Below are 18,371 nucleotides of genomic sequence, written 5' to 3'. Positions count from 1 at the left end.
GAGCGAGCCATCAACTCCGCAGGAGGCGCATCAACCTTGACCGACAACACCTGCATCGCCGTCAGCCGCTGCGTTGTGCCACGATACGGCCCTCGTTCCGGAGTGCCGCATGAACCCTTCCTCGACTCAGCGTGTCATCGTCATCACCGGCGCGGCCGGCGCGCTCGGCGCGGCGGTCTGTGAGGCGCTCGCCGCGCCGGGTGTCGCACTCGTCCGCATCGACCGCACAGTGCCGGTCGGGCGTGACGAAGACGTGTGTCTCGCTGCCGACGTGACGGATGCGGCGGCCATGGCCGAGGCGGCCGCCGCCGTGGCTCGCCGCTTCGCCTGTGTGAACGCGCTGGTGCATGTGGCCGGAGGCTTCGAGATGGGTGAGCCGGTGCATGGGCTGTCACGCGACATGTGGGACCGCCTGATGGACCTGAACGCGTGGTCGTTCGTCAATGTGGCAACGCACTTTGCCCCGCTCCTTCGAGCAGCGGGTGGCGGGCGGGTGGTCGCGGTGTCAGCGGCTGCGGCGGCCCGGGGCGATGCCCTCAAGGGAGCCTACTCCGCGTCGAAGGCGGCCTTGCAGCGCCTGGTGGAATCGCTGGATGCCGAACTGGCCGATGAGGGCATCGCCGTCAACAGCCTTGCGCCCTCGGTGCTCGACACACCGGCGAATCGGGCGGCCATGCCGGGCGCCGACACGCGCGCGTGGACGCCGCTCGCCGAGGCGGCCGAGGCGGTGCGCTTCCTGTTGGGAGACGGCGGGACGGCGCTGCATGGGCGCCATCTGGTGCTCGGCCGCTGAGCCCATCGGAGCCCAGTGGACTCGCCGGCGACCGGCAGGCCGCCGACGGGTTCGGCCGCACCTTACTTCTTGCGCGCGGCGATCGCCTTCTCGGCCTCGCTCACCAGGTCGGCGCCGATCTGGCCCTTCCATTTGGCGTACACGCTTTGCGTGGCCTTCACGAAGGCCTCGCGCTCGGCGGGGCTGAGCTGGGTCACGGTGACACCGTGGGAGGCAATCTCCTTGAGCACCGGCTTGTCGGCTTCGACGAGGCCGCGCCGGGCGATCGCGATCTCTTCCTTGCCGGCGTCGATGGCGGCCTGGCGGACGATCTCGCGGTCGGCCGGCGTCCAGCTGTTCCAGACTTCCTTGTTGACGACGAAGATCAAGGGGTCGTTGACGTAGCCCCAGATGGTGATGTGCTTCTGCGCCACGTTGTGCAGCTTGGCCGCCTGGTACACGGCCAGCGGGTTCTCCTGGCCGTCGACGGCGCCGCTGGCGAAGGCCGGCTGCGCGTCGGCCCAGCTCATCTGCGTCGGGTTGGCGCCCAGCGCCGTGAAGGTGTCGAGGAAAAGGGGTGAGCCGACCACGCGGATCTTCAGTCCCTTGAGGTCGGCCGGCGACTTGATCGCGAGCTTGGAGTTGGACACCTCGCGGTAGCCGTTCTCGCCCCAGGCGAGTGGCACCACGCCGGATTTCTCGAGCAGGCCGAAGATCTTCTTGCCCACGCTGCCCTGCGTCACGGCGTCGACCGCGGCGTAGTCCGGGAACAGGAAGGGCAGGGAGAAGAGGTTGAGCTGCTTGACCTGCGGCGACCAGTTGATGGTCGAGCCGACCGCCATGTCGATCACGCCTTGGCGAAGCGCGGAGAACTCGCGCGTCTGGTCACCCTGGATGAGCGACACCCCGGGGTAGAGCTTGATGTTGATGCGGCCCTGGGTGCGTTCGCGCACCTTGGCCGCCCACAGTTCACCGCCCTTGCCCCAGGGGAAGGCGGGGCCCAGCACCAGCGACATGCGGTACTCGCTCTTGTACGCCGCCTGGGCATGGACGGCCGGCGAGGTGAAGGCGAGGGCGGCTGCCGCAGCGACGGCAGAGGCGAGGAAGGTACGCAGTTTCATGGTTGGCCACCGGTTGAAGGAAAGGGGATCGGACGAGCAGGGACGTGGACCTTTCAATAGCCGAGCTTGGCGGGCAGCCAGAGCGCGAGCTGCGGGAAGGCCACGACGAGCAGCATGGCCAGTGTCATGGCGAAGACGAACCACAGCACCCAGCGCGTGGTCTGCTCGATGCGCACACCGGCGATCTTGCTCGACACCATGAGGTTCACCGCCATGGGCGGCGTGAACTGCCCGATGGCCACCGTGAGCGTGAGCACCACGCCGAACCACACCACGTCCCACTGGTAGTGCTGCATGATCGGCATCAGCAGCGGCACGAAGATCAGGAAGATGGAGATGCCGTCGAGGAACATGCCGGCGACGAGCAGCAGCCCGATCAGCAGCGCCATCACGCCGCGCTCGCCCAGGCCCGACTCGACGATGGCCCGGGTGATGGGGTCGATCACGCCGAGCGTGGACAGCGAAAAGGCGAAGACCCCGGCGAGCGACACCACGATGAGGATCACCGCCGACAACTCGCCGGCCTCGCGCAGCACGACGAACAGGTCGCGTACGCCCATGGTGCGGTGAACGCACATGCCGACGAAGAGCCCATAGAACACCGCGACCACGGCCGCCTCGGTGGGCGTGAACCAGCCCGCACGCATGCCACCCAGGATCACGACCGGTGCAGCCAGCCCCCACGAGGCCTCGCGCAGGCTGCGCCAGAAGGGCGGACGCGGCAACTCGGCCTCGGCGCCACCCATCTTGTGGCGCCGCGCCAACCAGACGGCGGGGATGATCAGCGCGACGCCTGCCAGCACGCCGGGGATCATGCCGGCCGAGAACAGGGCCGGCACGGAAGCGCCCGGAACCAGCACCGAATAGATGATGAACGCGACGGATGGAGGGATGAGGATGTCGGTGGCTGCAGCGCTGGCCACGACGCTTGCCGAAAACGCCGCCGGGTAGCCGGCGCGGGCCATGGCCGCGATCATCACGCCCCCCACGGCCGCTGCGGTGGCCGGACCGGAACCGGAGATGCCGCCAAGGAACATGGCCACGGCGATGGCGACCAACGGCAGCATCCCGGGACCCCGCCCGACGATGGCGACGGCGAAGTTGACGAGCCGGAGTGCCACCCCGGAGCGATCGAAGATCGAGCCGACCAGCACGAACATGGGAATGGCCAGCAGCGGGTACTTGCCGAGGCCGGCGTAGAAGTTCTGCGGCACGGCCAGCAAGCCGAACCAGGGCACCTCGGCGTTGGCCAGCGCGATGGTTGCCGCCCCGGCGAGTCCCAGTGCGGCCGCGATGGGCACGCCCAGGAACATCATGCCGAGGAAGGCGATGAACAACAGGGCGACGATCACAGCGGCGCCCTCGGCGACGAAGGCCGGCCCCGCAGTCGGGCCAGCACCTGCAGGGCGCGCACGGTGGTCAGGGCGCACAGCACCGGCAGCCAGATCGAGTACCACCATTGGGGCACTCCGATGCCGGGGGACGTCTCCTCGAAGCGGTAGTCGTCCCACACGACCCGCACGCTGAGCACCGTGATGAGGCCGAACAGCAGCGCCACCATCGCCGCACCGAACCGGGCCAGCGTGCGGCGCCGCCGCTCCGAGCCGCCGTCGGCGAAGAACTCGATGCGGATGTGCAACTGGCGCGCGACGGCCGCCGAGCCGCCGACCAGCGCGAGCACGATCATCAGGAAAACGGAGATCTCCTCGGTCCAGGCGAAGGAGGCGCTGGTGAAGTAGCGCACCAGCACGTTGGCGAAGGTGACCAGCGCCAGGGCCGCCATCGTTCCGACGATGAGGCAGTCTTCGAGGCGCAGGGAGCGGGGTTCGGGGGCGGGGGACGCTTCGGCGTCGGGCGCGGAGGTGGACATGGACTACGCAATGGTCGGAGGAGCGAACGGCGCGGGCCACCGCGCGCCCGGCGGATGACCGCGGGCCCGTCGGATCCGCGCGACGTTCAATTATCGCCCGGTGGTCGGCCCGTCCCTTCAGGACATGCCCTAGGAGTACGGGTGCTGCCTCGTCGGGCGGGCCCTGGCTTCGCCCCTTCGCCTGCAGCCTTTGCCCGGATGCCGGACACTCCCCGCCTTGCCAACGACCTCGAAGGAACACGATGACCGTGGATGAACGACTGGCCTCGCTCGGCCTGCAGCTGCCCGAACTGCCCAAGCCCCGCGGGAACTTCAGGCCCTACGTCATGGCCGGCTCGATGCTCTACCTGTCGGGCAAGGGGTGGCCTTTGCGCGAGCCCGCGACGAAGGTGCCCAAGGTCGGCGCGGAGGTCTCGGTCGAAGAGGCGCAGCAGCATGCGCGACAGGTCGGGTTGCTGCTGCTGGCGCAGATCAAGGAGGCGCTCGGTTCGCTCGATCGGGTCACGCAGGTGGTCAAGCTGCTGGGCATGGTCAACGCGACGCCCGACTTCACCGGGCACACCGAGGTCATCAACGGCTGCTCGGACCTCTTCGTGGCCGTGCTGGGCGAACGCGGCGAGCACGCCCGATCCGCGGTTGGTGTCGGCTCGTTGCCCCGGGGGTTCGCGGTGGAAATTGAGGCGGTGGTAGCGTTCGAGCCGGCGTAAGCCCGCCAGCGGTGCCGAGCCATCGACGAGCCGGAAGTGGCATTGGGGTCTGGCACCGGGGCGCGCGTGAGCTGCCGACTCGGCCCGGACTGCACGCTGGCGGCGCATGCAATCAAGGACGGAGCCGGAATGAAGGTCGTTGCTGAAGCACCGTGGTCCTGGTTCCTCTTCGAGGACGGCGCCGAGCGGTTCCTCGACGTGCTGATCGAGCACGGGGCCGTCTCGTTCAGCGCCACGGTAAGGCTCAACGAGGACCAGGTTGCAGCCTACGCACTCGAGGGCGAGCGCTTCCTGAATGCGCTGGCTTCGGACGTGCGCAATGCCGCCCTGATGCGGCAGTGGAAGCAAGCGCCGCTGCCATCGGGCTGGTCCGAGCGTTCGGTCGACGCTGTTCGTGAATGGAAGGAGCGGTGACTTCCGATCATGCTCCGGACCGTCCCGGCTGGTCGCCCGTGCCCTCCGCATTGCGGGTGGCGGGCGGAGGTCTGATAGGTTCCCGGAGCGGTGGTCTCACCCGCTGATGGAGCGACCAACTCCGACCGCGTCGAAGTCCCCGTGCGAAAGGCGCTCAGACCGGGCGCAGCTGCTCCGCCAGACTGCGGGTCCGGGCAGTCACCTCGCGGCCGGTGTGCAGCGTCGACTTCTTCTCGATGAGCATGATGTGGCACTCCTGCTCGGCGATCGGGTTGTGGCGCACGCCCTTCGGCACGACGAAGGCTTCGCCCTCGCGGAGCACCACCGTGCGGTCTTCCATCTCGATGGTGAGGGATCCCTTGAGGATGAAGAAGAGTTCGTCTTCATCGTCATGGCTGTGCCAGGCCAGGGAGCCCTGGACCTTGGCCACCTTCACGAACGAATCGTCCAGTTCGGCGACGACCCGGGGCGACCAGTGCTCCGACAGGCCGGCGGCCACGGACGCGGGTGAAACGACTTCATGCACGGCAGGCACCTCGAAAGCGCACAGTCTGCCATGGCCTGGCATGAACGCGCTTGACGCGAGAGTGTTGCGGCGCTTCAGGCGGTAAGCCCGTCGCTCGGCACCCGCACGAAGCCTTCCATCAGCACCCGCGCGCTGCGGCTCATCAAGGCCTTGGTGACCTGCCACTGGCCGTTCACCTGCGTGGCCTTGGCGCCCACGCGCAGGGTGCCGGAGGGATGGCCGAAGCGGACCGCCTCACGCTTGCCGCCGCCGGCCGCCAGGTTGACGAGCGTGCCGGGGATGGCCGCGGCGGTGCCGATCGCGACGGCGCAGGTCCCCATCATGGCGTGGTGGAGCTTGCCCATGGACATGGCCCGCACCAGCAGGTCGATGTCCTCGGCGGCGACCGTGCGGCCGCTGGATGCGGTGTAGCTGGCCGGGGGCGCAACGAACGCGACCTTGGGCGTGTGCTGGCGACGCGCCGCTTCCGACACGTCCTTGATCAGGCCCATGCGCACCGCGCCGTGGGCGCGCAGCACCTCGAACTGCTGCAGCGCATTCAGGTCGCCGTTGATGGCGTCCTGCAGTTCGGTGCCGGTGTAGCCGATGGCAGCGGCGTCTACGAAGATGGTCGGGATGCCGGCGTTGATTAGCGTCGCGCGCACCCGGCCGATGCCCGGCACATCCAGTTCATCGACGAGGTTGCCGGTCGGGAACATGGAGCCGCCGGCCCCTTCCTCGTCGGCGGCCGGGTCCATGAACTCCAGCTGCACTTCGGCGGCGGGAAAGGTCACGCCGTCGAGTTCGAAGTCGCCGGTCTCCTGCACCGCGCCGCCCGTCATCGGCACGTGGGCGATGATCGTCTTGCCGATGTTGGCCTGCCAGATGCGGACGGTGGCGACGCCGTCACGCGGAATGCGCGAGGCGTCGATCAGGCCGCTCGCGATCGCAAACGGGCCGACCGCCGCCGACAGGTTGCCGCAGTTGCCGCTCCAGTCGACGAAGGGGCCATCGATGGAGACCTGGCCGAACAGGTAGTCCACGTCGTGGCCCGAGCGCTCGCTGCGCGAGACGATCACCGTCTTGCTGGTGCTGGAGGTCGCCCCGCCCATGCCGTCGATCTGCTTGCCGTAGGGGTCGGGGCTGCCGATCACCCGCAGCAGCAGGGCGTCGCGTGCGGCGCCCGGCACCTGGGCGGCGGCCGGCAGGTCCTGCAGGCGAAAGAAGACGCCCTTGCTGGTGCCACCGCGCAGGTAGGTGGCGGGGATGCGGATCTGGGGTGCGTGGGCCATGGGCGGTCTCGTTCAGGCGGCTTGGGTGGCGGCGAGGAAGTCCTGCGCGAAGCGCTGCAGCACGCCGCCGGCCTCGTAGATGGACACTTCCTCGGCGGTGTCCAGACGGCAGGTGACGGGTACTTCGACCCGCTCGCCGCTGCGGCGGTGGATCACCAGGGTGAGCGTGGCGCGCGGGTGGCGGTCACCCACCACGTCGAAGGTTTCGCTGCCGTCGATCTGCAGGGTCAGGCGGTTGGTGCCGGGCAGGAATTCCAGCGGCAGCACGCCCATGCCCACGAGGTTGGTGCGGTGGATGCGCTCGAAGCCCTCGGCGACGATGGCCTCCACGCCGGCCAGGCGAACGCCCTTGGCCGCCCAGTCGCGCGAGGAGCCCTGGCCGTAGTCGGCGCCGGCGATGACGATCAGCGGCTGCTTGCGGGCCATGTAGGTCTCGATGGCTTCCCACATGCGGGTCACCCGGCCTTCGGGCTCGATGCGCGCCAGCGACCCGGCCTTCACCCGGCCGTTCTCGCGCACCATCTCGTTCTGCAAGGTGGGGTTGGCGAAGGTGGCGCGCTGGGCGGTGAGGTGGTCGCCACGGTGGGTGGCGTAGGAGTTGAAGTCCTCCTCCGGCAGGCCCATGTGGGCGAGGTACTCGCCGGCCGCGCTGTCGGCCAGGATGGCGTTCGACGGCGACAGGTGATCGGTCGTGATGTTGTCTCCCAGCACCGCCAGGGGCCGCATGCCGCGCAGGCTGCGCTCGCCGGCAAGCGCGCCTTCCCAGTACGGCGGGCGGCGGATGTAGGTGCTCTGCGGGCGCCAGTCGTAGAGGGGGCTGACCTGCAGGCCGTCGTCCGCCTGTTTGGCGAACATCGGGATGTAGACCTGCCGAAACTGCTCGGGCTTGACGCTCGAGGCCACGACGGCGTCGATCTCCTCGTCGGTCGGCCAGAGGTCTTCGAGGCGCACGGGGCGACCCTGGGCGTCGGTGCCGAGCACGTCGCGCTCGATGTCGAAGCGGATGGTGCCGGCGATGGCATAGGCCACCACCAGCGGCGGCGAGGCCAGGAAGGCCTGCTTGGCGTAGGGGTGGATGCGGCCGTCGAAGTTGCGGTTGCCCGACAGCACGGCCGTGGCGTAAAGGTCACGGGCGATCACTTCCTGCTGGATGACGGGGTCGAGTGCGCCCGACATGCCGTTGCAGGACGTGCAGGCGTAGGCCACCACACCGAAGCCGAGCTTTTCCAGCTCGGGCATCAGGCCGGCGGCCTGCAGGTACAGCGTCACCGCCTTCGAGCCCGGGGCGAGCGAGCTCTTGACCCAGGGCTTGCGGGTGAGCCCTGCGCGGTTGGCGTTGCGCGCCAGCAGGCCGGCCGCGATCATGTTGCGCGGGTTGTTGGTGTTGGTGCAGCTCGTGATGGCCGCGATGATGACGGCACCATCGGGCATCTGGCCCGGCACGTCCTGCCAGTGGCCGGCGATGCCGCGGTTCGTGAGCTCGGAGGTCGGCAGGCGCTTGTGCGGGTTGCTGGGCCCGGCCATGTTGCGCACCACGCTCGACAGGTCGAAGCGCAGCACGCGCTCGTATTCCGCGGTCTTCAGGTTGTCCGACCAGAGGCCGGCCTGCCTGGCGTACGTCTCGACCAGCGCGACCTGGGCGTCCTCCCGGCCGGTCAGCCGCAGGTACTTGAGCGTCTGCTCATCGATGGAGAACATCGCCGCGGTGGCGCCGAACTCCGGGGCCATGTTGGAGATGGTGGCGCGGTCGCCCAGGGTGAGGGCGGCTGCGCCCTCGCCGAAGAACTCGAGCCATGCGGAGACGACCTTCTCCCGGCGCAGGAATTCGGTCAGCGCGAGCACGATGTCAGTCGCGGTGATGCCCGGCTGGGCGCGGCCGGTGAGCTCCACGCCGACGATGTCCGGCAGTCGCATCCAGGAGGCACGGCCGAGCATCACCGTCTCGGCCTCCAGGCCGCCGACGCCGATGGCGATCACGCCGAGCGCGTCCACCATGGGCGTGTGGCTGTCCGTGCCGACGAGGGTGTCCGGGTAAGCCACGCCGTCCTTGACCTGCACGACCGGCGACATGTGCTCCAGGTTGATCTGGTGCAGGATGCCGTTGCCCGGCGGGATGACGTCGACGTTCTTGAAGGCCTTCTTCGTCCAGTTGATGAAGTCGAAGCGGTCCTCGTTGCGGCGGTCCTCGATGGCGCGGTTCTTGGCGAAGGCGTCGGGGTCGAAGCCGCCGCACTCGACGGCCAGCGAATGGTCGACCACCAGCTGCGTCGGCACCACCGGGTTCACGAGCGAGGCGTCGCCACCCTGGGCGGTGATGGCGTCACGCAGGCCCGCCAGGTCGACGAGGGCCGTCTGGCCGAGGATGTCGTGGCAGACGACCCGCGCCGGGAACCAGGGGAAGTCGAGGTCCCGGCGGCGCTCGATCAGCTGGCGCAGCGAAGGCACCAGCGCGGCGGGCTCGCAGCGCCGCACCAGGTTCTCGGCCAGCACGCGGGAGGTGTACGGCAGGCGGTCGTAGGCGCCGGGCTCGATCGCATCGACAGCCTCGCGCGCATCGAAGTACGCGACCGAGGTGCCGGGCAGGGTTTTGCGGTGGGCGGTGTTCATGGTGGGCTCGCGACGGATGAAGGGACGGCGGTGGGGCGGCTGTGAGCCGTCCCGGGTCCGGGTGTGATCTACCGCCTCGCGGTCAGGGGCGGTCCTTGAGGGGGACGAAGGGCTGGTCTTCCGGGCCCACGTAGTTGGCGCTCGGGCGGATGATCTTGCCGTCGATGCGCTGCTCGATGATGTGGGCGCTCCAGCCGCTGGTGCGCGAGATCACGAACAGCGGCGTGAACATCGCGGTGGGCACGCCCATCATGCGGTAGCTGACGGCGCTGAACCAGTCGAGGTTGGGGAACATCTTCTTCGCGTCGGCCATCACCGACTCCAGCCGCTCGGCGATGTCGAAGAGCTTGGTGCTGCCGGCGGCCTGCGACAGCTCGCGCGCGACTTCCTTGATGACCTTGTTGCGCGGGTCGCTCACGGTGTAGACCGGATGGCCGAAGCCGATGACGACTTCCTTGCGCTCGACGCGGGCGCGGATGTCGGCCTCGGCCTCATCCGGCGTGTCGTAGCGCATCTGGATGTCGAGCGCCACCTCGTTGGCCCCACCGTGCTTGGGGCCGCGCAGCGCGCCGATGCCGCCGGCGATCGCCGAATAGAAGTCGCTGCCCGTGCCGGCCACCACGCGGCAGGCGAACGTCGAGGCATTGAACTCATGCTCGGCATAGAGGTTGAGCGAGATGTTCATCGCCCGCACCCATTCGGCCGAGGGCGCCTTGCCGTGCAAGAGGTGGAGGAAGTGACCGCCGATGGAGTCGTCGTCCGTCTCGACGTCGATGCGCCGGCCGTTGTGGCTGAAGTGGTACCAGTAGAGCAGGGCGGAGCCCAGGCTGGCCATCAGGCGGTCGGCGATGTCTCGGGCGCCGGCGTGGGCGTGGTCGTCCTTCTCGGGGAGCACGCAGCCGAGGGTGGAGACGGCGGTGCGCAGCACGTCCATCGGGTGAGTGGCCGCGGGCAGCTGCTCCAGCACCGCACGCAAGGCGGAGGGCAGGCCGCGCATTGCCTTCAGGCGTGCCTTGTAGGCGGCAAGCTCCGCGATGTTCGGCAGCTTGCCGTGCACCAGCAGGTGGGCCACCTCCTCGAACTCGCAGGCAGTGGCCAGGTCGAGGATGTCATAGCCGCGGTAGTGCAGGTCGTTGCCGGTGCGGCCCACAGTGCACAGCGCGGTGTTGCCCGCAGCGGTGCCGGACAGGGCGACGGACTTCTTGGGCTTGAAACCGGTGGTCGGGGTGTCCTGGGACATGGTTGTCTCCTCGAAGGTGCTGGAATCAGGTGGACTTGCGGCTGGCGAAGAGCTGGTCGAGGTGCGCTTCGTACTCGTGGTAGCCGATGCGCTCGTACAGCTCCTGGCGCGTCTGCATCAGGTCGATGACGTTCTTCTGGTGGCCGTCGCGACGGATGGCGGTATAGACGGCTTCGGCGGCCTTGTTCATCGCCCGGAACGCGCTCAGCGGGTAGAGCACCATGCCACACCCGGCGGAGCGCAGTTCCTCGACGCTGAAGAGCGGGGTCTGGCCGAACTCGGTGATGTTGGCCAGCACCGGCACCTTCACCGCGTCGACGAAACGGCGGTAGGTCGGCAGGTCGTAGGCGGCCTCGGCAAAGATGCCGTCGGCCCCGGCCTCGACGCAGCGCACCGCGCGCTCGATGGCGGCGTCCACCCCTTGCACGGCGATGGCGTCGGTGCGGGCGATCAGGAAGAAGCTTGCATCGGTGCGGGCGTCGGCGGCAGCACGTACCCGGTCAACCATCTCGTCGGTCGACACGATCTCCTTGCCCGGGCGGTGGCCGCAGCGCTTGGCGCCCACCTGGTCCTCGATGTGGCAGGCGGCCGCGCCGAACTTGATCAGGCTCTTGACGGTGCGCGCGATGTTGAAGGCGCTCGGGCCGAAGCCGGTATCGATGTCCACCATCAGCGGCAGGTCACAGACGTCGGTGATGCGGCGCACGTCGGTGAGCACGTCGTCGAGCGTGTTGATGCCGAGGTCCGGCAGGCCGAGCGATCCGGCCGCGACGCCGCCGCCGGAGAGGTAGATGGCCCGGTAGCCGGCGCGCTTGGCCAGCAGGGCATGGTTGGCGTTGATGGCGCCGATGACCTGCAGGGGGGATTCGTCCTTCAGTGCTTCGCGGAAGCGGGCGCCGGCGCTGGCGGGCTGGGGAATGCTGGACATGGGCTGACTCCTGAGGGGGTGCCCTTGCAGCGCAAGGGGCGTGCCGACGGGCCGAGCGTTGAGGTGGACCGGCCCAAGCGATTGATTTCAAAGGAAAACCCCCTGCACAGCAAGCGGTTGAAACGCGAGCTTGTTTCAACGATGAAACGCCTGTGTTCCAATCATGAAATGAGTGGAACCAGGATCGTGGCCGTCGGCTTTCACCGCCTGAAGGGCCTGCTGCAGGCGGTGGCGCCGGCGTACAAGGCGGTGGCCGACGTCGACGTGCTGGACCGCGGCTTCGGCGACGCCGTCGCGGAACTGCGCCGACGCGAGGTCGATGTGGTGGTGGCGGCCGGCTCGAATGGCGCCTACCTGCGCCAGCACCTCGACGTGCCGGTGGTGCTGGTCAAGGTGGGCGGCTTCGATGTGATGCGAGCCCTCGGGCGCGCCCGAAGCGTGGCGCAGCGCATTGCCCTCGTCACCTATGGCGACACACCGGATGAAGTCCAGCAGTTCGACCGCCTGTTCGGGCTCGGCATCGTGCAGCGCAGCTATGCCACCGAGGAAGACGCCCGCGGCCTGGTGCTCGAACTGAAAGCCCAGGGCATCGAGGCCGTGGTGGCACCGGGCCTTGTCGCCGACCTCGCCGACGAGGCCGGCATGGTGGGGGTGTTCCTCTACTCGCAGGACGCGGTGCGGGAGGCCATCGACGACGCGGTCGAAATGGCCCGCATCGCCCGCATCGAAGCGGCCAAGCGCGAACGCATCAACACCGTGCTGGACCGGCTCACCGATGGCGTGGTGGCCGTCGACCTGCAGGAGCGCATCGAGAACGTGAACCCGGCGATGGCGCGCCTGCTGGGCGCCCCGGCCGCCGAGCTGCTCGGTCGCAAGCTGAGCGAGGTGGCGCCGGAGCTGAGCCTTTCGACAACGCTGCGCGATGCCAGCGATGAGGCGGAACAGATCCACCGGCACGGCAACCGCACGCTGGTCGCCAGCCGCATGCCCATCCTGGAGCAAGGCCGGCTGACCGGGGCGGTGCTGACCTGCCAGGATGCCGTCTCCATCCACCGGGTGGACCGCCACCTGCGGGCGCGCCAGTCACCCCGCCATCCGACGGCACGCTACGAACTGGAACATCTCATCGGCAGCGGCGCTTCCATCACCTCGGCCAAGGCCCGGGCAGCGCATTGCGCGCGCAGCCAGGCGACCGTGCTCATCGTCGGCGAGAGCGGCACCGGCAAGGAACTGCTGGCCCAGGGCATCCACAACGCCAGCAGCCGCCGTCGCCAGCCCTTCGTGGCCATCAACTGCGCCGCGTTCCCTGAGGCCCTGCTAGAGGGTGAGCTGTTCGGCCACGACGAGGGCGCCTTCACCGGAGCCCGGCGAGGCGGGCGCGCCGGCCTGTTCGAGGCGGCCCACACCGGCACCATCTTTCTCGATGAAGTGGGCGAGATGCCGGTCTCGCTGCAGACGCGCTTGCTGCGGGTGCTGCAGGAACGCGAGATCCTGCGGATCGGGGCGACCGAGCCCGTTCCCATCGACGTGCGGGTCATCGCCGCCACGCACCGCGACCTGAAGGCAATGGTCGCGGCGGGCGAATTCCGCAGTGATCTCTACTACCGCTTGAACATTCTTTCGGTCACCTTGCCTCCCTTGCGTGAGCGCCGGGAGGACCTGCCACAGCTCTGGGGCCATCTGCTCGAGAAGGTGTCCTCGCGCGTGGGCATGCCGGCGGCGCCGCTCGAGCCGGTCTGGCAGGAGCTGCTGGCCCAGTCGGCGGCATACGCCTGGCCCGGCAACGTGCGTGAGCTGGAGAACATCGTCGAGCGGCTGGTCGTGCATGGCGATGAGCTGGCCTCGGGCGCGCCACAGGCCTTGCGCGAACTGGTGCCCGAGTGGTTCCAGGCGACGCCGCCCGTGCTGCCGCTGATCGAACGCCGCCGCAGCCATGAAGCGCGCCACACTCGGGATGTGCTGGCTGCATGCGGCGGCGACCGCACGCTCGCCTGCGAGAAGCTCGGCATCAGCCGCACCACCTTGTGGCGGCGCTTGCAGGAGGCGGTGTGAACGACCCTCGCGTGGCCTCGGGCCTTCGGAGGCTCACGCCATGAGCCTCGTCACCCGCGACCGCGAGACCACCTTCGTGCTCGGCGCACAGGACCCCGAGATGCGGGAGATCGAGCGCGTCGTGCGCGAAGCGGGATTCGCCCGCGTGCATGCGGCCCGCGACGGCAGGCGGTGCACGCCCATGACGGCCTATGCCGCCGACGGCGTGGTGGAGGTGGGGCCGGACGGCATGGCAAGAGCGCAAGTGCTTCGCCCCGGTGTGCCTGCCGTCTGGGTGGAGTGCCGGATGACCGGCCGCGAGCCGCTCGTTCGGGTGGACCACCATCACCCCGGAGACCCCGGCTACACCTCGGCGCCGGAAGACTACCTGCTGGGCTCCTCGCTCGGGCAGGTGCTGTCGCTGCTCGAACGCGAGCCGACCGAAACACAGCGCCTGCTGGCCGCAAGCGACCATTGCCTCACGGCGGGGTACCAGGGGCGATGCCCTGGCGTCGATCCGCACGAACTGCTGTTCCTGCGGGCCTCCTGGAAGGCCCGCATCACCGGCCGCAGCCTCACCGATGTGATGGACGGCATCCTCGACGCCGCTACCCGCGTGCGGCGTCACATCGACAGCGAATTCGCGGAAAGCCGCTTCCTCGACCCGACGACCGTGCCCGTCGATCTGCCCGAAGGCGCTGCCTATGCCGGGGTGCCCGTGCGCTATCGCGCCTGGCTTCCGGAAGGGCGGATCAAGGAGATGTTCAAGGGCGGCTCACCCGAGGCGGTCGCGGCCTTCATGGCGGCGCATCGCGACGCGGGGAGGGAGGTCTACGGCAATCCTCACCGCGGTTACGCCGGGGCCTATTGGCCCGCGTGAGGTCGCACGGGCGAGCCTGACGGCTTGACACGTCTCCAGGGAAAGTCCCTACGCGAACGCACTAGGCGCTGATTCTTAACCGATTCAGAATTTCGTCACGCACGGCGGTCCGGAACGTGGTGCGATCCGATGAACCCCATCAGAAGGCGCTGACCGCGCCTCGTTCGAGGAGATCCCATGTCACCCGTTGATCATTCGGCCGGCGCGCACGCGCCTGCCTGGATTCGTTCGTCCCTGCGCCGCGGCCTTCAAGGCGCGCTTGCCGCGACCTTGCTGGCGGCGGCGTCCGCTGCGCAGGCGCAGGCCACCCCCCGGACCGCCTTCGTGCACCTGCTCGAATGGAAGTGGACCGATGTGGCCCGAGAGTGCGAGGCGCACCTCGGCCCCAAGGGCTTCGCCGCCGTGCAGGTCTCGCCGCCCAACGAGCACAACTGGATCGCCAGTGGCGACGGTGCGCCGTATCCCTGGTGGATGCGCTACCAGCCGGTCAGCTACAGCCTGGACCGCAGTCGCAGCGGCACGCGCAGCGAGTTCGTCAACATGGTGAACCGCTGCCAGGCGGTGGGCGTCAGCGTCTACGTCGATGCGGTGATCAACCACATGTCCGGCGGCACGGGTGGCAGCTCGAGTGCGGGCAATGCGTGGAGCCACCATCACTATCCCCGTGTGCCCTACGACACGAATGACTTCCACAAGCCGGTCTGCGGCATCAACGGCAGCGACTACACCACCGACGCCTGGCGGGTGTTCAACTGCGAACTCTCCGGCCTTCAGGACCTGAACACCGGCAGCGGCAAGGTGCGCGGCAAGATCGCGGACTACCTGGTCGACCTCGTCAACATCGGCGTGCGAGGCTTCCGGGTCGATGCCGCCAAGCACATCGACCCGGCGGACCTGGGCGCCATCATCGACACCGTCAACAGTCGCGTGGCGACGCGCCCCTTCTGGTACCTGGAGGTGATCCAGGCCGATGGCGAGAAGGTGCAGCCCAGCCAGTACTTCGGGCTCGATGGCAACCGGGCCAACGTGCTGGAGTTCAAGTACGGCGCGCAGGTGTCGGCCAAGTTCAACGGCCGGCTCGCGGACCTGAGGACCTTCGGCGAGAGCTGGGGCCTGTCACCCAGCGCCAAGGGCGTGCCGTTCATCGACAACCACGACAAGCAGCGCGGCCACGGTGGCGGCGGCAACTACCTCACTTACCACGCAGGGGCGACGTACGACCTGGCCAACGTGTTCATGCTGGCCTGGCCCTATGGCTACCCGCAGGTGATGTCGAGCTACGCCTTCGTCAACAGCGGCAGTTCCTACGACGCGAGCTACGGCCCGCCGCACAACGGCGACGGCTCCACGCGGGGTCCGTGGGACGGCGGCGTGAGCGCACCGGCCTGCTTCAGCCAGACCCGCGGCGGATGGGTGTGCGAGCACCGCTTCCGTCCGATCGCCAACATGGTTGCCTTCCGCAATGCCACACAGGCCAGCTGGCGGGTGGACAACTGGTGGGACAACGGCAACAACCAGATTGCCTTCGGTCGTGGTGACAAGGGATTCGTGGTCATCAACAAGGAGGGCTCGGCGCTGTCGCGCAGCTTCACGACCGGGCTGCCGGCGGGCCAGTACTGCGATGTGATCAGCGGCGACCTGGTGAACGGAGGCTGCACGGGCGCGGTGGTCACCGTCAACGCGAGCGGAGCGGCCAACATCGCGGCGGCAGCGTACAGCGCCGTCGCCTTGCATGTCGGCGCCAAGGTGGGGGACGGCGGCGGCGGTGACCCGGGGGCCGGTGCGGCCTCCGTGACGTTCAAGGCGACGGCCAGCACGGTGATGGGTCAGAACGTCTACGTGGTCGGCAACCACGCGGCCCTGGGCTCATGGTCCCCGGCCAGCGCCAAGGCCATGACGGTGGTGCCGGGCACCGGCTCCGGCCAGTCGAACCAGTGGCAGGCCACCTTCTCCCTGCCCGCGGGCACCGCGCTCGAGTACAAGTACATCAAGCGCGACGGCGGTGGCAACACGGTCTGGGAAAGCGGTTCGAACCGCGCCTTCACGACGCCGGCCGCGGGCGGTTCCGCCACGCGAACCGACACCTGGCAGTAAGGGCCGCTGGCCTGCTTCCGAGTCGTTCGGAGCAGGCCGTGCTCGGAGGAGGCGGTGCTGGGGGAGACGGCGCGCAGGGGAGCGCGCGACGGGGAGGGGAGGAATCCCCGCCCGTCAGCGGGCGGGTGCCGCCGCGGCGCGGCGCACCCGCTCGGCCACCGGGCGCTCGGGAATGCGGGTGGCGCGGCGCTCGACACTGTAGCGCCACTGGGGCAGGGCGCGGGCCACCTTGCGAACGTCTTCCGGTGCGGCTTCCAGCAGCATGGTGCCCACGCCGGACTGAAGCACCGTCACGCCCATGGCGCTGGCGGTGTCTCGGGCCGAACGCAGCGTTCGGGGGTCCAGGGATTCCTTGGCGTAGAAGACATAGCGGTCCATGCCGCGATTATCGCGCCAGACCGTCTCCCTGCATATCTCGCGGCAGTCCCACGTCCTGGGCATGGGCTCGTGCCAGGCCCAGGATGGCCTCCGAACGCCGGGCGTCGCGAGGCAGGTCACGGACTGCCGGGGTGGCAGCCAGGCGCCGGGCCAATACCCCTGTCGCGACCGGCGTGGCCATGGACGTGCCATCCATCACACCCCAGCGGTCGTTGAAGATCGTCGAGACGATGCCGACCCCAGGGGAGGTGAGCGCCACCTTCGATCCGCGGTTCGAGAACGTGGCGAAGAAGACGGTCTTGCCCCCGATCTGCATGCCTCGATGCCGCCCGACGTGTGCGACCTGCGCCGCACCCTCCGGCCAGCTGCCCTCGAGGCCGATGGCCGAGACGGCCAGGGTGCGGGGGTAGCGGGCCGGGTAGTCCACCTGGCCACGTCCATCATTGCCGGAGGCCGCCACGCAGACGCTGCCCATGGCCCAGGCCTGGTCCACCGCGTCACGGATGGCGCCGTCGGCCGGGCCGCCGCCGATGCTGAGGTTGATGAGGTCACAGCCGTCGACCGCGGCCTGCTTGATGGCAGTGCTGATGGCGAAGGACGAGGCGGCCTCGGCATCTTCCTCGAACACCCGGTAGGCGTGCAGCGCGGCCGCCGGGGCCTCGCCCCGCCGCCAGCCGTTGGCCCGCGCGGCAATCACGCCAGCCACGTGCGTCCCGTGCCCGTGCCAGTCGCTGCTGCGGCGGGGCGATTCGCCGGTGGTGTTGCGCCCACCGGCCAGGTGCAGCGCGGCATGGCGCCCGACGCCGGTGTCCACGACCCCGACGGCGACGCCCTTGCCGGCGCCCGCGCGCGGCTTGCCATGGATGAGGCCACGTGCATCCGCAACGGTCTCGATGATGGGCGGCAGCGCCACCACCATGCCGTCGCCGCCGACGCCCTGGTCGGCCAGCACGACGGGCCAGGCACCGTGCAGCGGGCTCAGGTGCAAGGCCTCGACCCGGTTCACCTTCGCGCCCAGGCGCAGCCGGGCGCGCCCGTAGCGGTCGGTGGTGGCTTCGGTCACCACGCCGGTGGCCGAATCGACCACGGCAGTGACGACCACGTCCTTCAGCGCCGCGCCCGCGCTTTGCACCGTCACGGTGAAGGCACGCTCGGCCCCGGCCCCTGCCTTGGCGGTGGAGCGGGCAAGACGAGGCAGGCGCAGGTGAAAGCCCTCGAGCGTGTACCAGTGCTCCTCGTAGACCTTCATGCCCGGCGCGGCGGCCTTGACCTCGGCGGCCGTCATGCCGCCCGGCTCCACGAGTACCGCGCCGTCGAGGCGCGATGAATTGACGACATGAAGCCCTGGCAGCTGGGGACGCGAGGCGTTCACCGTGCGGACCGCCGACGCCACGGCGCGCAGCGTGTGCGGCACGGCGCGCGCTTCAGCCAGCGGCACGTCCCGGGGAATCAGGATCAGGCGGGGCAGCGAGGAAGGGGTGTTGGAGGTGTCCATGGGGTCGATTGTGCGGCGGGGCTGGGTCATGGCGTGA

The 18,371-nt window shown here is 69.2% G+C and carries 16 protein-coding genes; 6 read left to right on the top strand and 10 right to left on the bottom strand.

Features of this window, described 5'->3' with window-relative positions; genetic code table 11:
- The first annotated feature begins 109 nt into the window (after nt 1-109).
- Complete coding sequence (locus ACSQ2F_RS14910) at nt 110-793, top strand: SDR family NAD(P)-dependent oxidoreductase (RefSeq protein WP_436024136.1); 684 nt, start codon at nt 110-112, stop codon at nt 791-793.
- 62 nt (nt 794-855) lie between these two features.
- Here the strand turns inward: ACSQ2F_RS14910 and ACSQ2F_RS14905 are convergent, their stop codons facing one another.
- Genes ACSQ2F_RS14905 through ACSQ2F_RS14895 form a run of 3 tightly spaced genes read right to left on the bottom strand, consistent with a single transcriptional unit; the run spans nt 856 to nt 3,763 of the window.
- Entirely contained in the window at nt 856-1,893 is a 1,038-nt protein-coding gene (locus ACSQ2F_RS14905; protein WP_436024134.1) for a DctP family TRAP transporter solute-binding subunit, read from the bottom strand.
- Nucleotides 1,894-1,946: 53 nt separating this feature from the next.
- A complete protein-coding gene (locus ACSQ2F_RS14900) occupies nt 1,947-3,245 on the bottom strand; it encodes a TRAP transporter large permease (protein ID WP_436024132.1) in 1,299 nt (432 codons plus the stop codon).
- Nucleotides 3,242-3,763 (bottom strand): TRAP transporter small permease, encoded by a 522-nt coding sequence (locus ACSQ2F_RS14895; protein WP_436024130.1) that lies wholly within the window; start codon nt 3,761-3,763, stop codon nt 3,242-3,244. The genes ACSQ2F_RS14900 and ACSQ2F_RS14895 overlap by 4 nt, the downstream gene beginning before the upstream one ends.
- A gap of 242 nt (nt 3,764-4,005) precedes the next feature.
- Between ACSQ2F_RS14895 and ACSQ2F_RS14890 the strand changes: the two genes are divergently transcribed.
- On the top strand, nt 4,006-4,470 hold the full coding sequence (locus ACSQ2F_RS14890) for a RidA family protein (protein ID WP_436024128.1): 465 nt from the start codon (nt 4,006-4,008) through the stop codon (nt 4,468-4,470).
- A gap of 129 nt (nt 4,471-4,599) precedes the next feature.
- Entirely contained in the window at nt 4,600-4,884 is a 285-nt protein-coding gene (locus ACSQ2F_RS14885) for a hypothetical protein (protein ID WP_436024126.1), read from the top strand.
- A 154-nt stretch (nt 4,885-5,038) separates the two neighbouring features.
- Here ACSQ2F_RS14885 and ACSQ2F_RS14880 read toward each other — a convergent pair whose 3' ends face one another.
- The 5 genes from ACSQ2F_RS14880 to prpB form a co-directional block, all read right to left on the bottom strand.
- Nucleotides 5,039-5,410, bottom strand: coding sequence for a cupin domain-containing protein (locus ACSQ2F_RS14880; RefSeq protein ID WP_436024124.1), 372 nt, complete (start codon nt 5,408-5,410; stop codon nt 5,039-5,041).
- Nucleotides 5,411-5,484: 74 nt separating this feature from the next.
- Nucleotides 5,485-6,681: a 2-methylaconitate cis-trans isomerase PrpF gene (gene prpF / locus ACSQ2F_RS14875; RefSeq protein ID WP_436024122.1), complete on the bottom strand. Its 1,197-nt coding sequence runs from the start codon at nt 6,679-6,681 to the stop codon at nt 5,485-5,487.
- Nucleotides 6,682-6,693: 12 nt separating this feature from the next.
- Complete coding sequence (gene acnD / locus ACSQ2F_RS14870) at nt 6,694-9,288, bottom strand: Fe/S-dependent 2-methylisocitrate dehydratase AcnD (RefSeq protein WP_436024120.1); 2,595 nt, start codon at nt 9,286-9,288, stop codon at nt 6,694-6,696.
- A gap of 82 nt (nt 9,289-9,370) precedes the next feature.
- A complete protein-coding gene (gene prpC, locus ACSQ2F_RS14865) occupies nt 9,371-10,528 on the bottom strand; it encodes a bifunctional 2-methylcitrate synthase/citrate synthase (protein ID WP_436024118.1) in 1,158 nt (385 codons plus the stop codon).
- 25 nt (nt 10,529-10,553) lie between these two features.
- Nucleotides 10,554-11,456: a methylisocitrate lyase gene (gene prpB, locus ACSQ2F_RS14860; protein ID WP_436024116.1), complete on the bottom strand. Its 903-nt coding sequence runs from the start codon at nt 11,454-11,456 to the stop codon at nt 10,554-10,556.
- 168 nt (nt 11,457-11,624) lie between these two features.
- Between prpB and prpR the strand changes: the two genes are divergently transcribed.
- From prpR to ACSQ2F_RS14845, 3 genes are all read left to right on the top strand, one after another.
- The gene (prpR, locus tag ACSQ2F_RS14855; protein ID WP_436024114.1) at nt 11,625-13,508 is read left to right on the top strand and encodes a propionate catabolism operon regulatory protein PrpR; all 1,884 of its coding nucleotides are present in this window, start codon (nt 11,625-11,627) and stop codon (nt 13,506-13,508) included.
- Nucleotides 13,509-13,548: 40 nt separating this feature from the next.
- A complete protein-coding gene (locus ACSQ2F_RS14850) occupies nt 13,549-14,367 on the top strand; it encodes a hypothetical protein (protein WP_436024112.1) in 819 nt (272 codons plus the stop codon).
- A 177-nt stretch (nt 14,368-14,544) separates the two neighbouring features.
- Nucleotides 14,545-16,461: a carbohydrate-binding module family 20 domain-containing protein gene (locus ACSQ2F_RS14845; protein ID WP_436024110.1), complete on the top strand. Its 1,917-nt coding sequence runs from the start codon at nt 14,545-14,547 to the stop codon at nt 16,459-16,461.
- Between the two features lie 114 nt (nt 16,462-16,575).
- On the opposite strand, the gene ACSQ2F_RS14840 is transcribed toward ACSQ2F_RS14845, so the two are convergent.
- Nucleotides 16,576-16,839, bottom strand: coding sequence for a hypothetical protein (locus tag ACSQ2F_RS14840; RefSeq protein ID WP_436024108.1), 264 nt, complete (start codon nt 16,837-16,839; stop codon nt 16,576-16,578).
- Between the two features lie 7 nt (nt 16,840-16,846).
- Nucleotides 16,847-18,334: a S8 family serine peptidase gene (locus tag ACSQ2F_RS14835; RefSeq protein WP_436024106.1), complete on the bottom strand. Its 1,488-nt coding sequence runs from the start codon at nt 18,332-18,334 to the stop codon at nt 16,847-16,849.
- Between the last annotated feature and the right edge of the window lie 37 nt (nt 18,335-18,371).

Source organism: Rhizobacter sp. LjRoot28 (assembly GCF_964253025.1).
Classification (GTDB): Bacteria; Pseudomonadota; Gammaproteobacteria; order Burkholderiales; family Burkholderiaceae_C; genus Rhizobacter.
This window is presented reverse-complemented; position numbering and strand designations above follow the sequence as displayed.